Origin of the sequence: Arcticibacter tournemirensis (assembly GCF_006716645.1) — a bacterium.
Taxonomy (GTDB): domain Bacteria; phylum Bacteroidota; class Bacteroidia; order Sphingobacteriales; family Sphingobacteriaceae; genus Arcticibacter; species Arcticibacter tournemirensis.
Map to the genome: position 1 here is coordinate 21,987 of NZ_VFPL01000002.1, position 24,100 is coordinate 46,086.

At 45.2% G+C, this 24,100-nt stretch carries 21 protein-coding genes, 2 tRNA genes and 3 rRNA genes; 9 read left to right on the plus strand and 17 right to left on the minus strand.

Going from position 1 to position 24,100, the window contains the following annotated elements:
• Window positions 1–44: 44 nt before the first annotated feature.
• From BDE36_RS21805 to BDE36_RS21845, 9 genes are all read right to left on the minus strand, one after another.
• Window positions 45–416, minus strand: a complete 372-nt coding sequence (locus BDE36_RS21805) for a DMT family protein (RefSeq protein WP_141816682.1) — start codon at window positions 414–416, stop codon at window positions 45–47.
• Window positions 413–1,390 (minus strand): oxygen-dependent tRNA uridine(34) hydroxylase TrhO, encoded by a 978-nt coding sequence (gene trhO, locus BDE36_RS21810; protein WP_141816683.1) that lies wholly within the window; start codon window positions 1,388–1,390, stop codon window positions 413–415. The genes BDE36_RS21805 and trhO overlap by 4 nt, the downstream gene beginning before the upstream one ends.
• Before the next feature lie 108 nt (window positions 1,391–1,498).
• Window positions 1,499–3,250, minus strand: a complete 1,752-nt coding sequence (locus BDE36_RS21815; protein WP_141816684.1) for a S8 family serine peptidase — start codon at window positions 3,248–3,250, stop codon at window positions 1,499–1,501.
• Between the two features lie 226 nt (window positions 3,251–3,476).
• A 5S ribosomal RNA gene (rrf, locus tag BDE36_RS21820) occupies window positions 3,477–3,588 on the minus strand.
• Between the two features lie 187 nt (window positions 3,589–3,775).
• Window positions 3,776–6,648, minus strand: a 23S ribosomal RNA gene (locus BDE36_RS21825).
• Between the two features lie 254 nt (window positions 6,649–6,902).
• Window positions 6,903–6,976 (minus strand) — tRNA-Ala (locus tag BDE36_RS21830).
• An 89-nt stretch (window positions 6,977–7,065) separates the two neighbouring features.
• Window positions 7,066–7,140 (minus strand) — tRNA-Ile (locus BDE36_RS21835).
• A gap of 203 nt (window positions 7,141–7,343) precedes the next feature.
• A 16S ribosomal RNA gene (locus BDE36_RS21840) occupies window positions 7,344–8,865 on the minus strand.
• The 16S, 23S and 5S rRNA genes sit together here with 2 tRNA genes alongside, the layout of an rRNA operon.
• A gap of 496 nt (window positions 8,866–9,361) precedes the next feature.
• Window positions 9,362–9,619: a hypothetical protein gene (locus tag BDE36_RS21845; protein ID WP_141816685.1), complete on the minus strand. Its 258-nt coding sequence runs from the start codon at window positions 9,617–9,619 to the stop codon at window positions 9,362–9,364.
• A 444-nt stretch (window positions 9,620–10,063) separates the two neighbouring features.
• Here BDE36_RS21845 and BDE36_RS21850 point away from each other — a divergent pair, with 444 nt between their 5' ends.
• Entirely contained in the window at window positions 10,064–11,419 is a 1,356-nt protein-coding gene (locus BDE36_RS21850; protein WP_141816686.1) for a methyltransferase RsmF C-terminal domain-like protein, read from the plus strand.
• A 30-nt stretch (window positions 11,420–11,449) separates the two neighbouring features.
• Here BDE36_RS21850 and BDE36_RS21855 read toward each other — a convergent pair whose 3' ends face one another.
• From BDE36_RS21855 to BDE36_RS21865, 3 genes are read right to left on the minus strand one after another with little or no spacing between them, the layout of a single operon-like run.
• A complete protein-coding gene (locus BDE36_RS21855; RefSeq protein ID WP_128770757.1) occupies window positions 11,450–11,809 on the minus strand; it encodes a CoA-binding protein in 360 nt (119 codons plus the stop codon).
• Between the two features lie 9 nt (window positions 11,810–11,818).
• Complete coding sequence (locus BDE36_RS21860) at window positions 11,819–12,283, minus strand: DinB family protein (RefSeq protein ID WP_128770758.1); 465 nt, start codon at window positions 12,281–12,283, stop codon at window positions 11,819–11,821.
• A 4-nt stretch (window positions 12,284–12,287) separates the two neighbouring features.
• Window positions 12,288–13,835 (minus strand): NAD(P)/FAD-dependent oxidoreductase, encoded by a 1,548-nt coding sequence (locus tag BDE36_RS21865; protein ID WP_141816687.1) that lies wholly within the window; start codon window positions 13,833–13,835, stop codon window positions 12,288–12,290.
• A gap of 91 nt (window positions 13,836–13,926) precedes the next feature.
• Here BDE36_RS21865 and BDE36_RS21870 point away from each other — a divergent pair, with 91 nt between their 5' ends.
• The 7 genes from BDE36_RS21870 (at window position 13,927) to BDE36_RS21900 (ending at window position 18,671) form a co-directional block, all read left to right on the plus strand.
• A complete protein-coding gene (locus BDE36_RS21870) occupies window positions 13,927–14,505 on the plus strand; it encodes a LemA family protein (RefSeq protein ID WP_141816688.1) in 579 nt (192 codons plus the stop codon).
• An 85-nt stretch (window positions 14,506–14,590) separates the two neighbouring features.
• Window positions 14,591–15,019 carry a TPM domain-containing protein gene (locus tag BDE36_RS21875; protein ID WP_128770761.1) on the plus strand — a complete coding sequence of 143 codons (429 nt, stop codon included), beginning with the start codon at window positions 14,591–14,593 and terminating at the stop codon, window positions 15,017–15,019.
• Window positions 15,020–15,076: 57 nt separating this feature from the next.
• Window positions 15,077–15,880, plus strand: coding sequence for a TPM domain-containing protein (locus BDE36_RS21880; RefSeq protein WP_141816689.1), 804 nt, complete (start codon window positions 15,077–15,079; stop codon window positions 15,878–15,880).
• 46 nt (window positions 15,881–15,926) lie between these two features.
• A complete protein-coding gene (locus tag BDE36_RS21885) occupies window positions 15,927–16,337 on the plus strand; it encodes a hypothetical protein (protein ID WP_141816690.1) in 411 nt (136 codons plus the stop codon).
• On the plus strand, window positions 16,330–16,881 hold the full coding sequence (locus tag BDE36_RS21890; protein ID WP_141816691.1) for an NUDIX hydrolase: 552 nt from the start codon (window positions 16,330–16,332) through the stop codon (window positions 16,879–16,881). Before BDE36_RS21885 ends, BDE36_RS21890 begins: the two co-directional genes overlap by 8 nt.
• Before the next feature lie 71 nt (window positions 16,882–16,952).
• Window positions 16,953–17,759, plus strand: a complete 807-nt coding sequence (locus BDE36_RS21895; RefSeq protein ID WP_141816692.1) for an MOSC domain-containing protein — start codon at window positions 16,953–16,955, stop codon at window positions 17,757–17,759.
• A gap of 54 nt (window positions 17,760–17,813) precedes the next feature.
• Entirely contained in the window at window positions 17,814–18,671 is an 858-nt protein-coding gene (locus BDE36_RS21900) for a bestrophin family protein (protein WP_141816693.1), read from the plus strand.
• A 76-nt stretch (window positions 18,672–18,747) separates the two neighbouring features.
• Here BDE36_RS21900 and dnaA read toward each other — a convergent pair whose 3' ends face one another.
• From dnaA to BDE36_RS21920, 4 genes are all read right to left on the minus strand, one after another.
• Window positions 18,748–20,175 carry a chromosomal replication initiator protein DnaA gene (gene dnaA, locus BDE36_RS21905; RefSeq protein WP_128770767.1) on the minus strand — a complete coding sequence of 476 codons (1,428 nt, stop codon included), beginning with the start codon at window positions 20,173–20,175 and terminating at the stop codon, window positions 18,748–18,750.
• 107 nt (window positions 20,176–20,282) lie between these two features.
• Window positions 20,283–21,206, minus strand: coding sequence for a bifunctional metallophosphatase/5'-nucleotidase (locus BDE36_RS21910; protein WP_141816694.1), 924 nt, complete (start codon window positions 21,204–21,206; stop codon window positions 20,283–20,285).
• A gap of 11 nt (window positions 21,207–21,217) precedes the next feature.
• Window positions 21,218–21,994, minus strand: a complete 777-nt coding sequence (locus BDE36_RS21915; RefSeq protein ID WP_141816695.1) for a 5'-nucleotidase C-terminal domain-containing protein — start codon at window positions 21,992–21,994, stop codon at window positions 21,218–21,220.
• A 49-nt stretch (window positions 21,995–22,043) separates the two neighbouring features.
• Window positions 22,044–22,577: a DUF7935 family protein gene (locus BDE36_RS21920; protein ID WP_141816696.1), complete on the minus strand. Its 534-nt coding sequence runs from the start codon at window positions 22,575–22,577 to the stop codon at window positions 22,044–22,046.
• Between the two features lie 93 nt (window positions 22,578–22,670).
• On the opposite strand from BDE36_RS21920, the gene BDE36_RS21925 reads away from it, so the two are divergent.
• Complete coding sequence (locus BDE36_RS21925) at window positions 22,671–23,018, plus strand: HesB/IscA family protein (protein WP_128770771.1); 348 nt, start codon at window positions 22,671–22,673, stop codon at window positions 23,016–23,018.
• Window positions 23,019–23,108: 90 nt separating this feature from the next.
• On the opposite strand, the gene BDE36_RS21930 is transcribed toward BDE36_RS21925, so the two are convergent.
• Window positions 23,109–24,056, minus strand: a complete 948-nt coding sequence (locus BDE36_RS21930; protein WP_141816697.1) for a PorP/SprF family type IX secretion system membrane protein — start codon at window positions 24,054–24,056, stop codon at window positions 23,109–23,111.
• Window positions 24,057–24,100: the final 44 nt, after the last annotated feature.

The following is a 24,100-nucleotide window of genomic DNA, read 5'->3' on the forward strand; positions in this document are numbered from 1 at the left end:
CAATCGCTAGAACTTGCTAGGCGCTTAAAAGGGGAAAAATGATTTTACCACTTTTTAAAAATAAAGAAAACAGCGAGAATAATAAAAAGAAAACCAACTATATGATTCCAGGCTATTTTCTCGGTTTTGAAGAAAAGAACAGTGAAGATAAGAAACACACTTATGGAAAGAGCTTCCTGTATAACCTTTAACTGCAGAAGACTAAAAGGACCACCGTTAGCCCTAAAACCAAACTTATTTGCAGGAACCTGAAAAATATATTCAGCTAGAGCAATCGCCCAGCTAATGAAAATGATAGCCGTTAATCCAAGTGTTTTGCTCCATTTCATTTCGCCGAACTTAAGATGTCCGTACCAGGCAAGAGTCATAAATACATTGGAGATGCATAGCATCGAGACGGTGAAGATTGCTTTCATGCAAGAGGACGAAGGTCTTTAATAAAGGCACCGCGGCCTTCCTTGTTCAAATTAATCTGTTGTGGCACTTTCACGTAATACCCCGTGCCATCATACAAACGCTTGCGGGGATGGCTTTTGCATTCGTTTGAACAACAGCCGTCCAGTTCCCATCCACATTCGTCGCACTGAGTAAAATGTTCATTGCATTCGGGATTGGCGCAGTTGATCATCTTGGCTGTAGTTTTACCACAATTATGACATTTGGAAATAACAACCGGATTAACAGTATTCACATCGACTGCGACGCGGTTATCAAAGACGTAACATTTCCCTTCAAAATCCTTCCCCCCTGCTTCTTTCCCGTAGTTTATAATGCCCCCATGAAGTTGGTACACCTCCTCAAAGCCTTCATGTAATAAAAGGGCAGACGCCTTTTCACATTTAATGCCGCCAGTACAATAGGTCAATATTTTCTTACCTTTATACTGCGCGAGCTCATTAATCTTTGACGGAAAATCACGGAAGTTGTCAATATCTAAGGTTACTGCATTTTTAAACTTCCCTAAGGAATGCTCATAATTTGAACGGACATCCAGTATGACAACATCGTCGCGGTCCTTCATCTCTAAAAACTCGTTGGGGTCTAAATGGACCCCTGTTTGTTTCTTAGGATCAATGATATGAGGGTCACGCAAGCCGGAATGTACAATCTCTGCTTTATAGCGGCAATGCATCTTAATAAACGAAGGCTCGTCGACCTCGTCGATCTTGAACTCTGTAGATGCAAAGCGTTCATCTGCATGGACAGCATTCATATAAGTACCGCACGCTTCGGTTGTGCCCGAAACGGTACCGTTTAGTCCTTCATCGGCTACAATAATCCTGCCGGTGAGTCCGAGTGACTTACAAAACTGAAGATGATCTGCGGCAAATTGTTCCGCATTCGCTATTGTACTATAACAATAGTAAAGAAGTGTTTGATACTTAGCCATAATCATTGATACTGCTGCAAACAGCGTTAAATGGATCGCAAAGGTAAAAAAATCCGGTGAGAATAGCTATAGTTTATTCTAACCACTAATACCGTTAAAGTTGTTGTTTTATTTGCTCGATAACCTTTGTTGCATATCGGCGGCCATCTGTAAAGCATTGTAGGCATTTACTACGCCACCGGAAATACAAACCTCCGAGAATTTGACGCGCTTGGTCGACCCTTCTTCCTTTACCTTAACCTTTTGGTCTACCTTGGTCACAGACTTCATGATAATATCTTTAACCTGAACTGCTGTAAGAGAAGGATAATAAGATCGTATTAAAGCAGCTACGCCAGCAACTACAGGAGCAGCCATACTTGTTCCGTCGTTTTCTTTATACTTTGAACCCGGCATAGTAGAGTTAATTTGTACCCCAGGAGCAAATACATCTACCGATCTCCTACCATAATTAGAAAAGCTTGCAACAAGATCATCATCATTCTTCCAGTGAGAAGCTCCTACCTCAATCCAGTTTTCTGCCTTCGGTTTCGTAAACTTAAGGGTATCAGGTTCAACTTTCACGGCGGCATTAGAGCGCGGTGATCCGGGCATTCCCATGCTTCCCATAGGTCGTTGGCCGGCACCAGGAACGATAGAGACTTTCCGGTTCATTCCCCAAAAATTTGCATCCACGCTATCTGCAAAAATGCGTGTCGGAAAGTTGTTCTCTATATCGGTATTTTTAGAGTCGTTGCCAGCGGCGTGAACAAGTAATACGTCTTTCGAAGCGGCATATCGCACAGCGCTGTCTACTAAATGCTTGTCCCATGAATAACTTTTCCCAAAGCTCATGTTTATTACTTTGGCTCCATTGTCCACTGCATAGCGTATAGCGTTTGCTACATCTTTATCGCGCTCATCGCCAGTAGGCACGGTGCGCACCGACATAATCTGAACGTTTTCCGCTACGCCCTTTACACCTTTATTGTTATGCCTATCGGCAGCGATAATACCGGCAACGTGCGTTCCGTGATCAGCATCCGGGCCTTTCACATCTGCATTACCATAATGATATTGGGCTCCATTACTGTAATCATCTTTAACAGAGTCTCTGGGATCGAAATCTATATTTAAATTGTAGTTCACCTGACTGCTGTAATACTTATAAGCGTCGTCCAGATCCTCTTTGAACTTTTTATAGTCATGCTCCTTCCTAAGCTCCGACTTTACTACTTTCAATACCTTGGATTCAATTTCGTTCCGGGCCTTATATTGTTCAAAATCGTCAAGAGTAAGTTGTTTTTTTCCAATACGACTCGCTATTGAATCTACGTTCTTGCGAAGGATACTTGTACTCTCATAACCCATTCTTGCATTCTCCAGTTTAGTCATATAGTCCGTCACCATCTGTTTATACAGATTGAACTCTTTTCTTTCATCCGGTGATAAAGGAGTAGAATTCACCACCGAGGCGTACTTCTCCCGATACTTTCTGATCAACCTTACGACTTCGAGGTTGTCGTACTGAACACTGTACTGCGGCGAACCAATAAAGTTCCAACCATGGATATCATCTGTAAACCCATTCTTGTCATCGTCCTTATTGTTACCTGCAACTTCCGAAGGGTTAGACCACATTACACTCTTTAAATCCTCATGCTGCGCATCAACTCCACCATCTATTACCGCTACAACAACCGGCGCACCTTTCTTTCCTTTCAGCAATTCCTGATATGCTTTTTCTGTACTTACACCCATAACCCCGTCTTTTACCAGGTCGAGGTTCTGCCAGTTTGGAACAGGTTTATCTTTTTGCTGAGCAACAGCGAAGAGAGGAAGGAAGGTAAAAAGTAAAAGTGTTCTTTGTATAAAATTCATATTATTTCTAGTTCGTGGTCCTTTATCTTATAATGATTATTTTATAACGAATAACCGTGCCATTAATTTCACGCTGAATATATAAATAATCCAGGTATCTAAGGAGCGGTATGTCGTTTATATCAGGGTCTTGGTACGAAAAAACAGATGAAAGGTTCCATCTCAAAAAAAGGACAGATCAGGGCATAAAAAAAGCCCGTCAGAATGAACTAACGGGCTTTAGAAAGGTTGGCACCGACCTACTCTCCCACGTGTTACCGCAGTACCATCGGCTCTGGCGGGCTTAACTTCTCTGTTCGGAATGGGAAGAGGTGGACACCGCCGATATAGGCACCTGAAGATCTTTTAGAGTTGTAAGTTCTAAGTTGTAAGTGATAAGTTTCCTTATCGCCTCCTTATTCCTTTACTCTCTTATATCTTATTGCTTTATACTTAGCAAGTCTTATTACTTATAACTTACTACCTATAACTCAATTTAACATGATCAGAAGAAGTAGTTGAAGATCCTCTCAACAGAATATTCTGCCTTGAAAGCTTCGGGTAATTAGTACTACTCGGCTATGGTATCACTACCTTTACACCTGTAGCCTATCAACGTGATAGTCTCTCACGACCCTATATGGAAGTCTCATCTTGTGGCTAGTTTCGCACTTAGATGCTTTCAGCGCTTATCTATTCCAAACGTAGCTACTCTGCAGTACAGCTGGCGCCATAACAGATTCACCAGTGGTTTGTCCATCCCGGTCCTCTCGTACTAAGGACAGCCCCACTCAAACTTCCTGCGCCCACAACAGATAGGGACCGAACTGTCTCGCGACGTTCTGAACCCAGCTCGCGTGCCACTTTAATCGGCGAACAGCCGAACCCTTGGGACCTTCTCCAGCCCCAGGATGTGACGAGCCGACATCGAGGTGCCAAACCTCCCCGTCGATATGAGCTCTTGGGGGAGATCAGCCTGTTATCCCCAGCGTACCTTTTATCCTTTGAGCGATGGCCCTTCCATGCAGAACCACCGGATCACTATATCCGTCTTTCGACCCTGTTCGACTTGTCTGTCTCACAGTCAAGCAAGCTTATGCTATTGCACTCCCCGTACGGTTACCAAGCGTACTGAGCTTACCTTTGAAAGCCTCCGTTACCTTTTTGGAGGCGACCACCCCAGTCAAACTACCCGCCAAACAATGTCCTCCCTCTAGAGAGTTAGACACCGTGTACAGAAAGGGCGGTATTTCAAGGTTGACTCCACGATGGCTGGCGCCACCGCTTCACTGCCTCCCGCCTATCCTACACATTCTGTACCCAGTATCAATGTTAAGTTGTAGTGAAGGTGCATGGGGTCTTTCCGTCCCGTTGCGGGTAACCGGCGTCTTCACCGATACCACAATTTCACCGAGCTCATGGCTGAGACAGCGCCCAGATCGTTACACCATTCGTGCAGGTCGGAACTTACCCGACAAGGAATTTCGCTACCTTAGGACCGTTATAGTTACGGCCGCCGTTTACCGGGGCTTCGATTCAATGCTTCTCCTTTAACAGATGACATCCCCTCTTAACCTTCCGGCACCGGGCAGGTGTCAGGCCTTATACCTCATCTTTCGATTTTGCAAAGCCATGTGTTTTTGTTAAACAGTCGCCTGGGCCTTTTCACTGCGGCTGAGATTACTCTCAGCGCCCCTTCTCCCGAAGTTACAGGGCCATTTTGCCGAGTTCCTTAGCCATGATTCACTCGAGCACCTTAGGATTCTCTCCTCGACTACCTGTGTCGGTTTACGGTACGGGTTTCTTTAACCTGAAGCTTAGCGGGTTTTCTTGGAAGTCTGGTTACCTGCTCTATCCGCTCCCCCGAAGGTTCGCGGTACTATTGGGTTTCAGCATCAGTGACGGATTTGCCTGTCTCTGATATACCTACGCCTTTTAACGATCTATTCCGTCAGATCGCGGCAGTGTCACTACTCCGTCTCCACATCGCAGTTAAAGAAAGTACTGGATTATTAACCAGTTGTCCATCGGATGAGCCACCCGGCGTCTCCTTAGGTCCCGACTAACCCTGATCCGATTAGCGTTGATCAGGAAACCTTAGTCTTTCGGTGGGCGGGTTTCCCTCCCGCCTTATCGTTACTTATGCCTACATTTGCTTTTCCAATCTCTCCACAATACCTTACGGTACTGATTCACTGATATTGGAATGCTCCCCTACCACGCATTGCTGCATCCATAGCTTCGGTATAACGCTTAATGCCCGTTTATTATCCATGCCCGATCGCTCGACTAGTGAGCTGTTACGCACTCTTTAAATGAATGGCTGCTTCCAAGCCAACATCCTAGCTGTCTGTGCAATCGGACCTCGTTAGTTCAACTTAGCGTTAATTTTGGGACCTTAGCTGATGGTCTGGGTTCTTTCCCTCTCGGCGCGTGACCTTAGCACCCCGCGCCTCACTGCAGATTATATTTTATAGCATTCGGAGTTTATCTGGATTTGGTAGGATGTGACTCCCCCGCACCCAATTAGTAGCTCTACCTCTATAAAACTTAACATCCACGCTGTTCCTAAAAACATTTCGGGGAGTACGAGCTATTTCCCAGTTTGATTGGCCTTTCACCCCTACCCTCAAGTCATCCGGAAGCTTTTCAACGCTTATCGGTTCGGTCCTCCAGTACCTGTTACGGCACCTTCAACCTGCTCAAGGGTAGATCACAAGGTTTCGCGTCTACCTCCTCTGACTATACGCCCTATTCAGACTCGCTTTCGCTTCGGCTTCGCGGCTTAACCGCTTAACCTTGCCAGAGAAGAGTAACTCGTAGGCTCATTATGCAAAAGGCACGCCGTCACAGAACAAGTCTGCTCCGACCGCTTGTAAGCACACGGTTTCAGGTTCTATTTCACTCCCCTGTTCGGGGTTCTTTTCACCTTTCCCTCACGGTACTGGTTCACTATCGGTCTCTCAGGAGTATTTAGCCTTACCGGATGGTGCCGGCAGTTTCCCACAAGGCGTCTCCGACCTCGCGGTACTCAGGATTCCACTAGTTTAGTATTGCTTACGAATACGCAGCTATCATGCTCTATGGCCGGGCTTCCCATCCCGTTCTTCTTCGCTTTACTAATCATGTTGTGGTCCTACAACCCCAGTTATGCCGTAACATAGCTGGTTTGGGCTCTTTCCCTTTCGCTCGCCACTACTCAGGAAATCATTATTATTTTCTCTTCCTATGCTTACTTAGATGTTTCAGTTCAGCACGTTCGCGCTATTGCAACTAGTCTTCAACTAGTTAGGTTTCCCCATTCGGAAATCTGCGGATCAATTCATATTTGCTGATCCCCGCAGCTTATCGCAGCTTATCACGTCCTTCTTCGCCTCTGAGAGCCAAGGCATTCCCCGTGTGCCCTTTCTTACTTTCTTCTTATCATATGCTTTTGCTCACATGATAATGCTTTTTTTGAGTTCTAAGTCTAAAGTTCAACGTTTAAAGTTTCGTGTATCGCTACCTTCTACTTTTAACTTTCTACTTTTAACTTAAGAGACTCTTTCTGTTGTTTTCTCTTCAATTACTTCTTCCAATATGTCAAAGAACGTTGTTAAACAGTATCAAGTAGCTAGTATCAGGTATCAAGACATCGTCTTCTCTCTTTTACTGCCCTCTTTCTGCTTACCGGTGGAGAATAACGGATTCGAACCGTTGACCCCCTGCGTGCAAGGCAGGTGCTCTAGCCAGCTGAGCTAATCCCCCGTGTTGAGTTTTTCGTTTAACGTTCAGTGTTTAAAGTTACCGTATTGCTACGCTTCACTTTCAACCTTCAACTTTAAACTCCTCGCCTGTAGTCCCGAGCAGATTTGAACTGCTGACCCCTACATTATCAGTGTAGTGCTCTAACCAAACTGAGCTACGGGACTGTTTTCTTTCCAATCACGCCAGCTCTTCTGGCTATTGCCACTGTTCTGGCTTTCCTCTTGCGGGTGTTTCTTCTTGTGTTTCTTTTGAAATGTCTTTCTCTTTTTTCGTCTTCTGCTTTCAGTTTCCAGCTTTTAACTTTCTACTTTCCACTTTTAACTCTAAAAGAATATCTGTAGCATAACAGGCTCTTTCCAGCCTCTAGAAAGGAGGTATTCCAGCCGCACCTTCCGGTACGGCTACCTTGTTACGACTTAGCCCCAGTTACCGGTTTTACCCTAGGACGCTCCTTGCGGTTACATACTTCAGGTACCCCCAGCTTCCATGGCTTGACGGGCGGTGTGTACAAGGCCCGGGAACGTATTCACCGCAGCATTGCTGATCTGCGATTACTAGCGAATCCAACTTCATGAGGTCGAGTTGCAGACCTCAATCCGAACTGTGAATGGCTTTTTGAGATTGGCATCGTATTACTACGTAGCTGCCCTCTGTACCATCCATTGTAGCACGTGTGTAGCCCCGGACGTAAGGGCCATGATGACTTGACGTCGTCCCCGCCTTCCTCTCTGTTTGCACAGGCAGTCTGAATAGAGTCCCCACCTTTACATGCTGGCAACTATTCACAGGGGTTGCGCTCGTTGCGGGACTTAACCCAACACCTCACGGCACGAGCTGACGACAGCCATGCAGCACCTAGTTTCCTGTCCCGAAGGACTGACTCATCTCTGAGTCATTCAGTAACTTTCAAGCCCGGGTAAGGTTCCTCGCGTATCATCGAATTAAACCACATGCTCCTCCGCTTGTGCGGGCCCCCGTCAATTCCTTTGAGTTTCACCCTTGCGGGCGTACTCCCCAGGTGGAACACTTAACGCTTTCGCTTAGACGCTGACTGTATATCGCCAACATCGAGTGTTCATCGTTTAGGGCGTGGACTACCAGGGTATCTAATCCTGTTTGATCCCCACGCTTTCGTGCCTCAGCGTCAATACCACTTTAGTAAGCTGCCTTCGCAATTGGTGTTCTGTGACATATCTATGCATTTCACCGCTACTTGTCACATTCCGCCTACCTCAGGTAGATTCAAGCTCATCAGTATCAAAGGCACTGCGATGGTTGAGCCACCGTCTTTCACCCCTGACTTAATAAGCCGCCTACGCACCCTTTAAACCCAATAAATCCGGATAACGCTTGGATCCTCCGTATTACCGCGGCTGCTGGCACGGAGTTAGCCGATCCTTATTCTTACCGTACATTCAACCTCCTTCACGAAAGAGGGTTTATTCCGGTACAAAAGCAGTTTACAACCCGTAGGGCCGTCTTCCTGCACGCGGCATGGCTGGTTCAGAGTTGCCTCCATTGACCAATATTCCTTACTGCTGCCTCCCGTAGGAGTCTGGTCCGTGTCTCAGTACCAGTGTGGGGGGTCATCCTCTCAGATCCCCTAGACATCGTCGCCTTGGTAAGCCGTTACCTTACCAACTAGCTAATGTCACGCATGCTCATCTTACTCCTATAAATATTTGATCATAATATGATGCCATATCATGATGTTATGCGGTGTTAATCCGGATTTCTCCGGGCTATCCCCCTGAGTAAGGTAGATTGCATACGCGTTACGCACCCGTGCGCCACTTTCATGAAGAGCAAGCTCTTCAATCTCGTTCGACTTGCATGTATTAGGCCTGCCGCTAGCGTTCATCCTGAGCCAGGATCAAACTCTCCATTGTAATGAAGTTTTTGTTCTCTGACCCTATTTAAGTATTATTCAAATAGAATCGTTTGTATTAATGCTATTTGCTGAATTGACTTGGGATTTCGTTAACTTCTTGTTGTTTTGTTAACAGATATTCCTACCTGTTACGCTACATGACATTTCTTTTTTAAGAACTTTTGCGCCTCCCCCTCACGGCTTGGCTATCTTCAAAGCTTTGCAGCTTTTGATCTCTTTTTTATTGGCTTCCAGCGTCGCGCCTTCTGCTTTGTTTTTCCCTTTTCGGTTGTCCCGTTTTGGGACTGCAAAGGTGAGAATCTTTTTTCTTTTCTGCAAGAACTTTTTTTACTTTTTTTTCTCGCCCCTTTCTCCGCTTCCGTTCCCCCTTTTCAGGCCTCCCGGCACCCTTCTCTCATCCTTTTTACCTCAACAGCCTTGCGCCGTATCTCCCGTTTTGGGATTGCAAAGATGCACACTTTTTTGGCCCCCTGCAAATCTTTTTTCCCTTTTTTTCAAACCTTTTCCTCCTCCAGGGGTTTTCTCCCTTCCACCCTGCTCATCTTCAGGCGTCTAACACCCCTCTTTTTTTGTTGTATTCCGCGCCTTTGCCGTACCATGGCCGTACCTGAAGGCACTCTGCGCCCTCTTTTTACCGGCACGGCATCGGAAAACGGGTGACCCAGGGTGTCCCCGGATCGGGCCCCGATCCGGGGACTGGTGGCGCACAGGAGGCAGGCTGATGGCAGGCTTGCGGCCCAATTGGTCGTCATTTCATCGACTCGCTATGCTGCTTTCATCGACTTTTTATCGACAAAGACTCGAACAATCCGGCTCAAACTGGCGTCGCGCCCCGCATCGCTCCGGCCGTCAGTCTGCCAGCAGTCTGCCGGAAGGGCGCCAGCAGTCTGCCGGGGAAGTACCTATGAATGGAAGGCCACTTATCAGTAACCCTTTGTGCGGTTTGAGTAAACGTAGTAAACCTTGCTTCTGTCCTGCGGGCATACTGGCTTTCCTTTTTTTGCCCATTTTCCCGAAGCCGTCCGAACGCAGGGCCAGCCCAGGGTCGAACCCGTCTGCCGGAGGGCCATACCACCAGGGCTCACAAAACAATTATCAGTTTTTTATACTTACGACTTATTACGTATAACTTAAAACTACACGCGAGATTAAACAACAACCGCCGCAAAATTTTATTATTTGTACTTTTGATCCTAATGAGTAACAGACTTCCATCCGCACTACTACGGGCGCTTATTGAAGAACATGGAATTGAAGAGCGGTCTTTTCTGGACGAACACGAGAATAATGTTCAGCTCACTTCCATCAGACTAAACCCGCTTAAGAAAACCGACAAGTTCAATGCAGAAGAACAGGTTCCTTGGTGTAAGAATGGAAGATACTTAAAAGAGCGACCCTCCTTTATCGGGGACCCCTTATTTCATGCCGGTTGTTATTATGTACAGGAAGCATCTTCTATGTTTCTTGAAAGAGCGCTGGAACAAGCTGACCTGAGCGTCCCTGTCAAAGTGCTCGACCTGTGTGCAGCCCCTGGCGGAAAGAGTACTTTAATTGCTTCATTGCTTCATCCGGAAAGTCTGCTCGTTTCTAACGAGATCATTAAAAGCCGTGTACCTGTATTATCAGATAACCTTACCAAATGGGGAGCTTTGAATTGCGCGGTTAGCAATAACGATCCCAGGGATTTCGGCCGGCTGGAGGGTTATTTCGACATTATGGTGGTTGACGCCCCTTGTTCAGGCTCGGGCATGTTCAGAAAAGATCCTGCCGCAATCAACGAATGGTCTGAAAACAACGTCCAGCTGTGCAGTGAACGACAGCAGCGAATTCTCGCGGATGCTTACCCCGCCCTAAAGGAAGGCGGCCTTCTTATATATTCTACATGTTCTTATTCGTCGGAAGAAAATGAACAGATTGCCGACTGGCTCTGCGACACCTATAAGTTAAGCTCCGTTAGACTCCCGATAGAAGCCTCGTGGGGCATTGAAGAAACGGTCTCAGAAAAACACGCTTGCTATGGATACCGCTTTTATCCCCATAAAGTAAAGGGAGAGGGATTTTTCATTACTTGTTTTAGAAAGCAGGATGGAATAGAAAAGGATACCCCCCAGTTGAAACTTCCAAAGCTTAATCAGAATGACGTATTAGCAATCGAGAAATGGATAGCATCCGAAACCCTTTCTCTCATACCAGCTAAGGATGGATACTGTCTTATTCCTTCGTCTTTAAAAAATGATATCCTGCTGCTGCAATCGAAATTATATCTTAAAAAATCGGGGGTGTATGCGGGCAAATTTGCAGGAAAAGATTTCATTCCTGATCAGGAACTTGCGCAAAGTAATGTTTTGAATAACACTGTCTCGCGCATCGGGCTTGCAAAGGAAGAGGCTTTGAAGTACCTGAGAAAAGACACTCTTCTGATTCCGGACGCAAAAACCGGTTGGGCTTTGATGTGTTATGAGGGGTTCGGCCTCGGCTGGGCAAAGGTGTTACCCAACCGCATCAACAACTATTATCCCAAAGAGTTAAGGATTCTGAAGGAGTTCAACTAATGACTACAGGCAGCATTGCACGCTTATAGATCAGAATTCACCGGTCGAGAGCATAACCAGTGTGCAACCTTCTACTATTTCAATCCCCCGCTGGCGAGCCATTGCTTCCAGTTCGGCATTCTCCGTGCCCGGATTAAAGATGATCCGTTTGGGCTTGGTATTTAAGATATAATCGTAAAGAGGCGGCTGATTTCGTGTACCCACGTATAAAGTAACCGTATCTATATCGTTATGAACCGCTACGGGGGGCTCGATAGGCACACCTGCTACTTCCCCTTTCTTAATTCCCACATTTACTATTTTGTGTCCGTATCTTACAAGTTTGTTAGCGGCGAGATAGGCATAACGGCTCGGATCGGGAGTAGCCCCGATTACTAATGTCTTTTTCATATCTATCGTTTAGCTTTTTGATAACTGTTTATTTAAAATTGAAATCTGCCCCAGATGATAGGCATGGTGCTGTAAAAGCCCATTCACGGTTTTGATGAAGGTTGTTGTTTCACTTTCCGCGTTTTCATAGGGCACCATATCCTCCCATTTATCCGAAGGAAATTCCGCCACGGCGTTGAGAAGGTCAAAATGAGCATCTCTGAATATCCTGATCAGCTCAGGCCAGGGGGCTGCCGAGGCATCAGACCAGTCACCTCGTGACGGCTCACTGGCCACTTTACCTCTCAGCCGTGCCGCCACTTCTTCTGTCCAGGCAGCCATGTGCAGCAATAGTTCGGCAATACTATGTGTATTTCCAACATGCTTATAAACAACTGACGCGTCGATGCTGGTCAATACGTCTGTGACCGACGGTCCATACCAGGGACTACCGGCGTATACTTCTCTAAGTTCTGAACTGATAAATGAATTCATAACCTCATGTTAAAAGCTTCTTTACAGCATCCGCACAATTCATGCCATCAATAGCAGCAGAGACAATACCGCCAGCGTATCCGGCACCTTCACCGCAGGGAAACAGTCCTTTTGCCTGTGGGTGTTGCAGCGTCTCCCGATCGCGTGGAATCCGTACAGGAGAAGACGTTCTTGACTCAACTCCCACGAGTATCGCTTCGTTTGTAAAATAGCCCTTCATTTTCCTGCCGAACGCAGGGAGAGCCTTTTGAAGGCGGCTATGTATCTCGTCCGGGAGCACATCCCGCAGATCGGCGCTTTTTGCTCCTGGCAGATAAGAGTTGGAGGGAAGATCATTTGACAGCTTTCCGTTCACAAAATCGATCATCCTTTGTGCCGGCGCTACCAGATTACCTCCACCGGCAGTCCATGCCCTGCGCTCCGTTTCGGCCTGATAATCAAGCAAACTGAACGGATCTTCGGGATTGCTGACGTCGGTTAAGTTTACCTGAACAACTGTGCCTGAATTTGCGTAAGGATTGTTTCTTTTAGAGGGCGACCAACCGTTAACCACAATCTCATCATAACCGGTAGCACAGGGCGCAATGATCCCCCCAGGACACATGCAAAAGGAAAAGACGCCCCTCTGATCCACTTGCTCTACTAAACTATAATAGGATGGAGGAAGGTACGGATCGCGCACGGCGCAATGGTACTGCGCCTGATCAATGATGCTTTGAGGATGCTCAATACGCACACCCAATGCAAAGGATTTGGCTTCAATAGAGAGCCCCTGCCTTCGTAGCAAACGAAAAACATCACGGGCAGAATGACCGGTCGCAAGAATCAAGGCCTCTGCTGTAAATATATTCCCGTCTGCTGTCTTTACTCCTTTTATACTGCCAGCTTCGATCAGAAGCTCTGTTACTTTTGTATCAAAGTGAACTTCTCCACCTGCATTCAATATATTTTCGCGAATGGCCGTGATGATCTGGGGAAGCTTGTTTGTACCAATGTGAGGACGGGCGTCTATCAGGATGTCTTCCTCTGCTCCATGAGCAACAAAGGTCCTGAGAACATACTGAACATCGCCACGCTTGTTCGACCGGGTGTACAGTTTACCATCTGAATATGTTCCGGCCCCTCCTTCTCCAAAGCAATAGTTCGATTCGGGATTAATGAGTCCGTTTTTATTGATCAAAGCAAGGTCACGCCGTCTTTGCCGCACATCCTTGCCCCTCTCTAACAGCACAGGTTTTAACCCCAGTTCGATGCATCGCAACGCAGCAAAAAGTCCGGCGGGACCGGCGCCAACGATTAAAACCGGCTTTTTGTCGCTGACATTGGGATAATTTACTGAAAAAATTTCCGGTGTATTATTTTCGTCAATATAAACTTCAGCTTTTACGCGATATACTACTTTTCTACTTCTTGCATCAATAGAGCGCTTAACGATTTTCACGTCTTTGATGCGTTTTAGCGCAGTTTTCAGCGATTCGGAGGCTTTTCGATAAAGAACAGTTTCGTCTGTTACTTCGTGCGGGAGCAGCACGATTTCAATTTCTTTTACCATAAATTTGCCAGGTTTTTATCCCGGAGAGTAACAAAGGTATGAAATTTGGGTTCTAAGATGTAAATTGAAAAAGTTTTTAATACTTAGAAAAATGAAAAGATTATTTTATACGATTGCCGGACTGATAGCTCTGTTTTCTTTCTCCTCGTGCGGTTACAATAGCATGGTAAAACTCGATGAACAGGTGCAGGCACAATGGGCACAGGTCCAGAATGTATACCAGCGTCGTGCAGACCTGATTCCGAATCTGGTCAATACTGTAAAGGGAGCAGCGAACTTCGAAAAAGAAACACTTACGCAGGTTGTGGAAGCTAGAGCAAAAGCCACCGCGGTGAATGTGGATCCCGACAAGCTGACTCCAGAGAATATTCAGAAGTTTCAGAACGCACAGGGTGAATTAAGTACCGCACTCGGACGTCTGATGATGATTACCGAAAACTATCCTGAATTGAAGGCGAATGCGAACTTCCAGGAACTCCAGGCTCAGATCGAAGGGACAGAAAACAGGATTACTGTTGAGCGGCAGAAGTTTAATGAAGTTACGCAGGAGTATAATTCGAAAATTCGTTCTTTCCCAAATAACCTGACAGCCGGAATGTTCGGATTTGAGAAGAAGGGTTATTTCCAGGCTGAAGCGGGATCAGAGAAAGCTCCAAAGGTTGAGTTCTAAGCTGGTCAACCAGGCAGCACCCCGCTTTTTAAGAATGTAATAATCTGGCTTTGGTCTAATAGCCAAAGCTGAAATCTTCCAAAATATGGCGTCATTCACAGAGAAAGAACAGGAGCAGATAAGGCAGGCAATAGAGGCAGCAGAAAAAAACACGTCGGGCGAAATAAGGATATGCGCCGAAAAGCACTGCCAGGGCGAGCCTATTGAACGTGCTTTAACTTATTTTACTAAGATCGGCATGGATAAAACGGCGTTGAAAAACGGCGTTTTAATTTATATAGCTACCGAGGATCATAAATTTGCCATTATAGGTGATAGCGGTATTAACAATGTTGTTCCCGATAATTTTTGGGACACAACAAAAGATGCGATGCTTGAGAAATTCAGGGAAGACCAGCTTGCCGACGGCATTATAACGGGCATTACCATGGCTGGAGAAAAGCTCAGCGAGTATTTCCCCTGCCTCGACGGCGACAAGAACGAATTATCTGATGAGATATCCTTCATCGACTAATCTATTATCAATGCATGTGTTTTGCGCAGGCAATTGTAGCTTTGACTACAGTAAAATATTAAACAATTGAAACAACAAATTCTCTTAATAACAGCATTCCTGGCTCTGTTTCTCAGGGCATCTTCACAGGAATTACCTCCGAAACCTGACCGGCTGGTTAATGATTATACCCATACTCTTTCGGAAAGTGAGGTGTCGCAGCTTGAGAATAAGCTCGTCGCCTTTGACGATTCTACCTCCACCCAGATTGCAGTGGTGTTAATGAGATCGGTAGGTTCCTACGAGATTGCCGACTACGCTTCGCGCCTTGCCGAAAGCTGGGGAATAGGTGGTGCCAAAAATAATAATGGCGTTTTACTCCTTGCAGCCCTCGAGGACAGGAAGGTTACCATTCAGACAGGGTATGGTGTGGAAGGTGCTCTTCCCGACGCGATTGCGAAGAGAATTATAGAGAATGAATTGAAGCCGGAGTTCCGGCAGGGTAATTATTCGCAAGGACTCGAAAAAGCTACCGATGCGATTATCGCCTATACTAAGGGTGAGTATAAAAATGACCAGCCAGCCAAACAGGGCCGTAGGTCGATGGGATTTCCCCTGGGACTTATTATCATCATTATCGTTATCATTGTTATCATCGGCAGAAAAGGTGGTGGTGGCGGCAGAGGAGGCCGTGTAATAGGATCGCGCGGAGGAGCTGATATTTTCTGGTGGACCATGCTCGCTGGTATGGGCCAGGGAGGACGCGGCGGCGGTGGAGGCTTTGGTGGAGGCGGCGGCGGCTTTGGTGGTGGCGGAGGCGGCGGCTTCGGCGGTTTTGGAGGAGGCAGCTTCGGCGGCGGTGGTGCCAGCGGAAGCTGGTAAATAATGCCGGGAATTGACATAATAAACAGATAAAACAATAAATACTATGATCCGCAAAGATTTTATTGAGGCCGAAATCCAGAAACTGGCGCTGGTACTCGCAAGAATCCTGGGACTGAAAAACGAAGGCAACGTAGACGATGCGACCGAACTGGCCTATCAAACTCTTTCTGATAACTTCGGCCTGGATGCAAACTCTTTACATACTACCACTCCTGAAGAATTCCAGGAGGATCTTAAATCCCGTAAATATTCGGCCGAAAAACTCGATATGCTTGCTCAGATACTTTTCGAGAGTGCTTATCCCTTTCAGGAAACGGAAGAAACCTTTGCCATCCTCAATAAGGCAGCGGCGGTGCTTAATCTCCTGGAAACAGAGTACCACCAGCAATCGCTTGACAACATAGCCCGCAGGGAACAAATTGATAAATTTCTGAACAACCGACAATATGAGTAAGCTGAACTGGGAGAAGCTGTCGTCGCGGTATCTGGTAAAAGAAAAATGGGCCACCCTTAGGGTGGATTGCTGCCGCATGCCCGACGGTACCTTGATTGATGATTATTATGTGCTTGAATATCCCGACTGGGTAAACGCGGTCGCTGTTACAGAGGATAATGAAGTGATCCTGATAAGGCAATATCGTCATGCAGCCGAAGAGGTTATTCTGGAAGTACCTGGTGGCTGCATCGATCCAGGTGAAACACCCGAACAGGCGGTGAAACGAGAGCTGCTGGAAGAGACCGGTTATGCATTTGAAACGCTCGAACCCATGGGCTGGGTTTATGCCAACCCCTCAACCTCTGCGAATAAAACGCATAGCTATCTGCTGACAGGAGGAAAGAAAGTGCAGGAACAGCATCTCGATGGACGCGAGGAAATCGAAGTATTGAAAGTTAGTCCGGACGAACTCAAAGATCTCGTTCTGAACAACAAAATCCCGCAGGCCCTGCATGTGACGGCTATCTTTAACGGACTGGTAAGGCTTGGATTGCTAAAATAGGTTCATCAGCCGTTATTAACTTTCCACTCTCAACTTTCAACGCTTAACTTCTAGCTTTCAACTCTTTCGCTATGTTTGTTCAGGACCTATATATTTATCCAATTAAGTCGCTCGGAGGAATTAAAACTAAAAGCTCATTAGCGCTGCAAAGAGGCTTTGAGTTTGACAGACGTCTGATGCTCGTTGACGAAAAAGGACGGTTCATTACCCAAAGAGTCTATCACCAGCTCGCACTGCTTCAAACAGAGATCGCTGAAGCCGGCATTCTGATCACACACAAACAACATCCGGAACTAAATACCATCGTTCCCTTTAACCATACAAGAGAAGAGACAATAACAGTGTCAATATGGGATGATACCGTTGAGGCATTTCACCTTAACGAGGAGCTTGACGAATGGTTCAGCGCTTTTCTCCAATTCCCCTGCAGGCTTGTCTATCTTCCGGAAGACGGCACCCGGGCAGTCGACACCAGATATGCAGAAAACGGAGAGCAGGTTAGCTTTGCAGATGCCTTTCCATACCTCTTAATTGGGCAGGCCTCTCTCGACGATCTGAACACACGCTTAACCGAAGCTGTTCCCATGGACAGGTTCCGACCCAGCATCGTAGTTGCAGGAAGCCCGGCCTTTGATGAAGACACATGGAAAGAGATCAAAATTGGAGAGGTACGGTTCAAGGTTGCCAAACCCTGCGCCAGGTGCGTTCTGACAACGGTCAACCAGGAAACTGGAATAAAAGGCAAAGAGCCATTACTCACATTATCCAGGTACCGGACCGCGAACAATAAAGTTCTCTTCGGTCAGAACCTCATAGCGCTGAATGAAGGCATTATAAAAGAAGGCGATCAGCTGGAAGTGCTGGCATATAAAGACTGATTATTTTCATTCAACGCAATAACGCTCTCTTCGCTTAATACATTACATAACACTATGATTAATTACAATCCCAAAGTATGGTTTCCGTTCATATTCAAGTTCAATAAAACAGATACGCTCCGGCGGCTATTCCCGCTGATGTGCCTCGCAGCCGTCTACTCCGGAGTAGTTGCCTGGCTTGAGCTTGAATATTTTCAGTTATCAAAAAACAGCTATGTAAGTAATGTAGGACTGATGCATAGTGTCCTCGGCTTTGTTATTTCCCTGCTGCTTGTATTTCGCACCAATACGGCTTACGACCGCTGGTGGGAAGGTCGCAAACAACTGGGCGCTCTAACGAACAGCGCAAGGAACCTCGCTATTAAATTACACGCTTTTATCAAGGATGAAGAAGATAAACATTTCTTCAGGCTGATGATACCAAATTATGCATTCGCTCTAAAGAACCATCTCCGCGAAAATGACGACTTCCACGAACTCGACCCTGTACTCGACCTCAAAAGGAACCATCATTTGCCCAACCAGATCGCCTCGAAAATATTTGCCCGCGTAATTGATCTTGAGCAGCAAGGAAAACTCTCTGCAGATGCTATATGGCTTATCAACGAAGAAATAAAATCATTGACGGATATATGCGGTGCATGCGAACGGATAAAAAATACACCCATCCCATATACCTATAGTGTATTCATCAAGAAATTTATATTCTTCTATATTCTTACTTTACCCTTTGGATGGGTGTTCAATATAGGCTATCTGATCATTCCGGTTATTGTGTTTATACTTTATGCTTTTGCCAGTCTTGAGCTCATTGCCGAAGAAATAGAAAACCCGTTTGGCAAGGACGACAATGATCTTCCGGTAGATCAGATCTGCCACAATATAAGAAAGCATGTGAGCGAAATGCTGTAAAACACACACGATACAGCGTATGCCGCAAAAAAAAGCGCCTGAGTAATCAAGCGCTTTTTTTATAGCAATATTGTTCTTAACTCATCTTGAGTTTCTTCTGAATATCCTGAACGTAATTCTTAAACTTCTTGTCGGTATCGATGAGGTCTTCTACCGTTTGACAGGCGTAAATAACAGTGGAGTGATCACGACCGCCGAAGAACTGACCAATAGATTTAAGGGATGTTTTTGTAAGGCTCTTTGCCAGATACATTGATATTTGACGTGCCTGTACGATCTCTCTCTTACGGGTTTTCGATTTTACCATTTCCACGGGTACTTCAAAGTACTCGCAAACAAGCTTCTGAATATATTCCATCGAGATCTCGCGGGAGGTGTTCTTAATGAAATTCTTCAGCATCGACTTCGCCAGAGCCAGATCTATTTCTTTTTTATTGAGTGTAGATTGAGCCAGAAGAGATACCATCGCACCTTCAAGTTCACGTACATTATTGTCAATGTTGTGAGCTACATATTCAATTACTTCCCCAGGCAACTCTATCCCGTCAGAATACATCTTCTTCTTCAGGATAGCCATGCGTGTTTCAAGATCAGGAACCTGCAGGTCAGCTGAAAGTCCCCATTTAAAACGACTCAACAGACGTTCTTCCAGACCCGCAAGATCTTTAGGAGCCTTATCAGATGTAAGGATCACTTGCTTGCCCGACTGGTGGAGATGATTAAATACATGGAAAAAGATATCCTGTGTTTTTTCTTTACCGGCAAAATTATGCACATCATCCATGATGATCACATCCATCGCCTGGTAGAAATTAACAAAGTCGTTAATTGTATTGTTCTTCAGCGAATCTACAAACTGCTGACAGAACTTCTCGCAGGAAACATAGATCACCAGCTTATCAGGACTAGTTCTCTTAATTTCATTGCCTATAGCCTGTGCAAGGTGAGTCTTTCCAAGCCCCACACCTCCGTACAACATCAGGGGATTAAACGAAGTTCCACCTGGCTTTGCAGCTACAGCATATCCGGCCGAGCGTGCAAGGCGGTTACAGTCACCCTCAATAAAGTTTTCGAAACAATAATTGGGGTTGAGCTGAGGATCTACCTGGAGTTTCTTCAGCCCCGGAATAACAAACGGATTCTTGATATCTTTATTTAATGCTACCGGTACCGGGATAGACTGACGTTTACCTTCAGCTCCGTTTCCATTGGACGGCATATTCGTTGTGTAAGGCTTATTATTGGAAGACTTTTCAACAACTATGTTATATTCAAGCCTGCCTTCTTCTCCGAGCTGCTTCTTTACAGTTTTGCGTAAAAGGCCAACATAATGCTCTTCGAGCCACTCATAAAAAAATAAACTTGGCACCTGTATAGTGAGTACATTTCCTTCCAATCGCAAAGCTTTTATCGGCTCAAACCAAGTCTTGAAACTCTGAGCCGGAATATTGTCTTTTATGATCTGAAGACAGTGACTCCATACGTTTGTACAAGTTCTTTCCATATTAATTATTACTAAGAATTTGATTTCCAACCAGTGCTGAACCGAAATTACCTACCGGTTTGGAACATCGAATATTCTAAAAATATTCTGCTTTTTAAACTAATTTTTCAAATATCTTTAACTGGCTCAACAGCAGAAGAATAAGCTATTTTACCTGTTTTTTTCCTTTCAAACACAAAATCAAGCCGCCCCAGGTTGATTCCGCCGAAGCCCACCTGGTTAATCAGAGTTTCGTTTCCCGAAAGATTTTTAACTCTGTCTGGATGATCTAAAAACGTGTGCGTATGCCCTCCGATAATGAGGTCAATATGCTTTGTAGCAGCAGCAAGTACAACGTCAGAAACTCTGTTATCTTCATATTTATACCCCAAATGCGACAGACACACTATCAAGTCACACTTCTCTTCATTCTTCAGAAGATCTTCCATTTCCCTCGCTTTTTGTACCGGATCGAGATATATGGTATTGCCATATTGCTGTTTGTTTACCAAACCGGTAAGCTGGATACAGAGTCCGAAAACACCAATCTTTAATCCACCTTTCCTGAACACCTGAAAGGCTTTTGTCTTTCCTTTTAAGACAGTATCCGAGAAGTCGTAATTTGCTGTCAGTATCGGAAAGTTAGCGTGAGGTAACTGCTTATGAAATCCCTCCACCCCATTGTCGAAATCATGATTACCCATGGTTGCCGCATCATAGCCCATCATGCTCATCATTTTTAATTCGAGCTCCCCTCCATAATAATTAAAATAGGGCGTTCCCTGAAAAATGTCGCCGGCATCAAACAACAGGACATGCTCTTCTTCCTTCCTGATCTTATTTATAAGAGCAGCCCTTCTGGCCACGCCACCACGTCCGGGATAGTTACGGTCATCCATAGGAAAAGGATCAATACGGCTATGAACGTCATTTGTATGCAGGATGGTAATCTTTACACCTGCATCTTTGGCGTACACACTACCCGACCTTAAACCCAGCGCAACTAAAGCCGACCCTGCAAGCGTATTTTTTATAAAGTTCCTTCTATCCATCGCTGCGCCAATTACTTTTTTATTATCCGGCCATCAAGTTTCGGATCAACCTGTGTTCCCGCTGCATTCTTCTCTTTCAGATACTCAAACAATGCATCCCTTTGTTTAATTTGAGATTCCACACGCTTCAGCGCCTTTTTGTATACATCTGCCTTATCTCCGCCGTTTGCAATGTAGTCGCTGGTAAGAACAATATATTGTTTATTGATATTAAATGGCTGTCCGCCAATCTGAATATCAACAGCCTGGTTGTTATCTATTTTATAGGTTGCTCCGGAAATGGGATCTCCTCCACCTGCGGCCATATAATTAAAGAGATCAAGAGTGCTTTGACCATCCAGCGTAACAGTTACAAGATAATTCTCGAAGGGCATTAACTCGAATATGTTAAAGACTTTCAGCTTTCCCGCTGGAAGGGGCGATCTTAATCCAAAGTAATTTGTGTGGGCAAAATCAAACTCCAAATGATGTTGCTTTCCCACTTCAAACATCGCATCAGTAACCAGGTTATTGAGCCGGCCTTCTGGTTTTCCCCTTGTTATCACAGATGATGAAAGAGCAATCACATCGTTCATCTGTGAATCCAGTTTCATTTTGTATGGGCGATAAAAAGCGAGTAAGGAAGTATCAGTAGGAAGACTGTCAGCAATTGGATACAAGCGCCCTGCTGATCCTGCCTGATATAGCCTGGGGCTGCATCCTGTGATATACAACAAAGGGACAAGGATCAGAGAATACATCATCTGCCTCAATGAGCGCAAAGGAAACTGAGAAGCGGGCCTTGACATTAATTTAGTTGTAACGGGTCTTTGAACAGTATTCTAATACGACGACTAATCAAAAAAGTTTCTGAATATCCTGCCTTAAAATTTCGAGTGCTGTATCGTACGGGTTCTCTTCCAGAGATGCCAGATGCGTTAACACTATCTTGCTCATATCCAGAGACGTGGCATCAGGGGGTAGCGTTTTGGCCACATTGTTTATCATAGTAAGGGTTTCTTCTTTGATCCGCTTTACTACCGACCATGCGGCGCTGCTTACATAGATCTGCTGTGAGATGTTATGCTGATATTCATTCCTGACCTCGGCAATAAGTATCTGCTGCAATTCCTGGATAGTAATTCCGTTGGCGTGGTTACGTAATAGTAAACTGGAGGGGTTTATTCGCTCCACAAAGATCACTACGCGTTCGTAAGCCTGAAGACGTAAAGGAAGAGTTGTTTCAAGCGCGGCCTTTTTAAGCTCCAGTAATTTTAATCCCTGAGCACGTTCAATAACCGGCCTTAGGGTTAGATATACTACTAAGAATATCAGCGAGCCAGAGACTGTAAACTTAATAATATCTATAAAAAACGCAGTTACCCATTCCATATCCGTTTTGTTGTTAAAGAGTCAAATCAATAGAGGCCCTGCAAAAATGAGAATTATCGCTGTATATTTGTTATAAAAGAAAAAGAAATAAGCATGGAGGTTACAAATCTGCAGATACCTGTTTCTTTAACAGAGGGTGCGAAGAAAGAGCTTAAAAAGTTAAAGGATCAGCAGGAGCTCGGTGAAGAATTCGGTGTACGATTAGGCGTAGAAGGTGGTGGATGTGCCGGAATGAATTACATACTCGGCTTTGATCAGAAAAAAGAAGGGGATGACGAGTTTATTGTTGACGGCATAAAGGTATTTATGCATAAAGCACATGGCTTGTACCTGGCTGGGATGGAAGTAGATTTCCAGAATGGGTTAAACGCCCGCGGGTTTACATTTAACAACCCAAATGCATCGAAGACCTGCGGTTGCGGTACTTCATTTTCAGTATAGTAAACAGTTTACAAATTTTTAATGAGGGTTCCTGGATGATTAATCAAGGGGCCCTTCGTTATTATACAGACACTGAAGTTGCCGCCAATCCTATTTTCCCTGATTAGCTGGCGTAAGCTTTATAATATTCAGTGGAAGCTGGAATCCAATTTCAAAACTTCCTCCTGTATCTTCGCCCAGTGCCGCTAACTGGCTTGAATAAAAGCCATGAAAGAAAACCCTGTTTTCAATATTCAGTTCGAAACCCAGCGTCGTACTTTTGCTGCTATGATACATTCCAACTAGTGAAATAAGGTTATTAGGAAATTTAATTGCAGTACCAAGGTCCCACAGGTTGTTAAATCCACGCGCTCCACGTATATATAACTTAGGCTCGAGAGCCACCATATCGTTATCTTTCCCCATATTGTAAGCCACAGACAAAAAGTAAGTAGAGCCATCGGCAGAATTACTGATGTCCTTTTTCAAAAACTTTTTCAGGTTTGGCAACGCTCCCTGTAATGTAAGCTTGTCGCTGATATAAGCGATTCCAAAATCCCCGTCGAGATATGCCTTACGTTCGTTATAACGGGCAGCCGATATATCATTCGGCGCGGCAATTACACTTCCATCATCCAGACGTTCAATCAACGCACCTACAGAAAGACCAAAATGAACACTCCGCTTTTCGCCGTTTAATGGCAAATGATATGCATAACTTCCCATTACCCGGGTGCGTCTGATTAATCCCGCTTTATCATTATAAAGATTAAGCCCCACCCCAACCTTTTCTTTTATCTTATAATCAGCAGTAAACGACTGAGTTACCGGAGAGCCCGGTATTGCACGCCACTGATTACGATAGTCGAGATTAACTATCAAATTCTCACTCATTCCTGCCAATGCAGGGTTTCCTACATATTGATTCTGATAATATTGTGTCGCGAGAGGTGTTATTTGCGCTGCAGTTTGCGACAGTTGCATAAATCCGCAGACAAAAACAAGTCCCGTCAGTTGTATTATTCTCCAATGTGTCTGTTTCTTTATTTTCTGTATCATATAGACAATGATTTTCCCTGATTTCTTACTTAACCCGTTGTGCG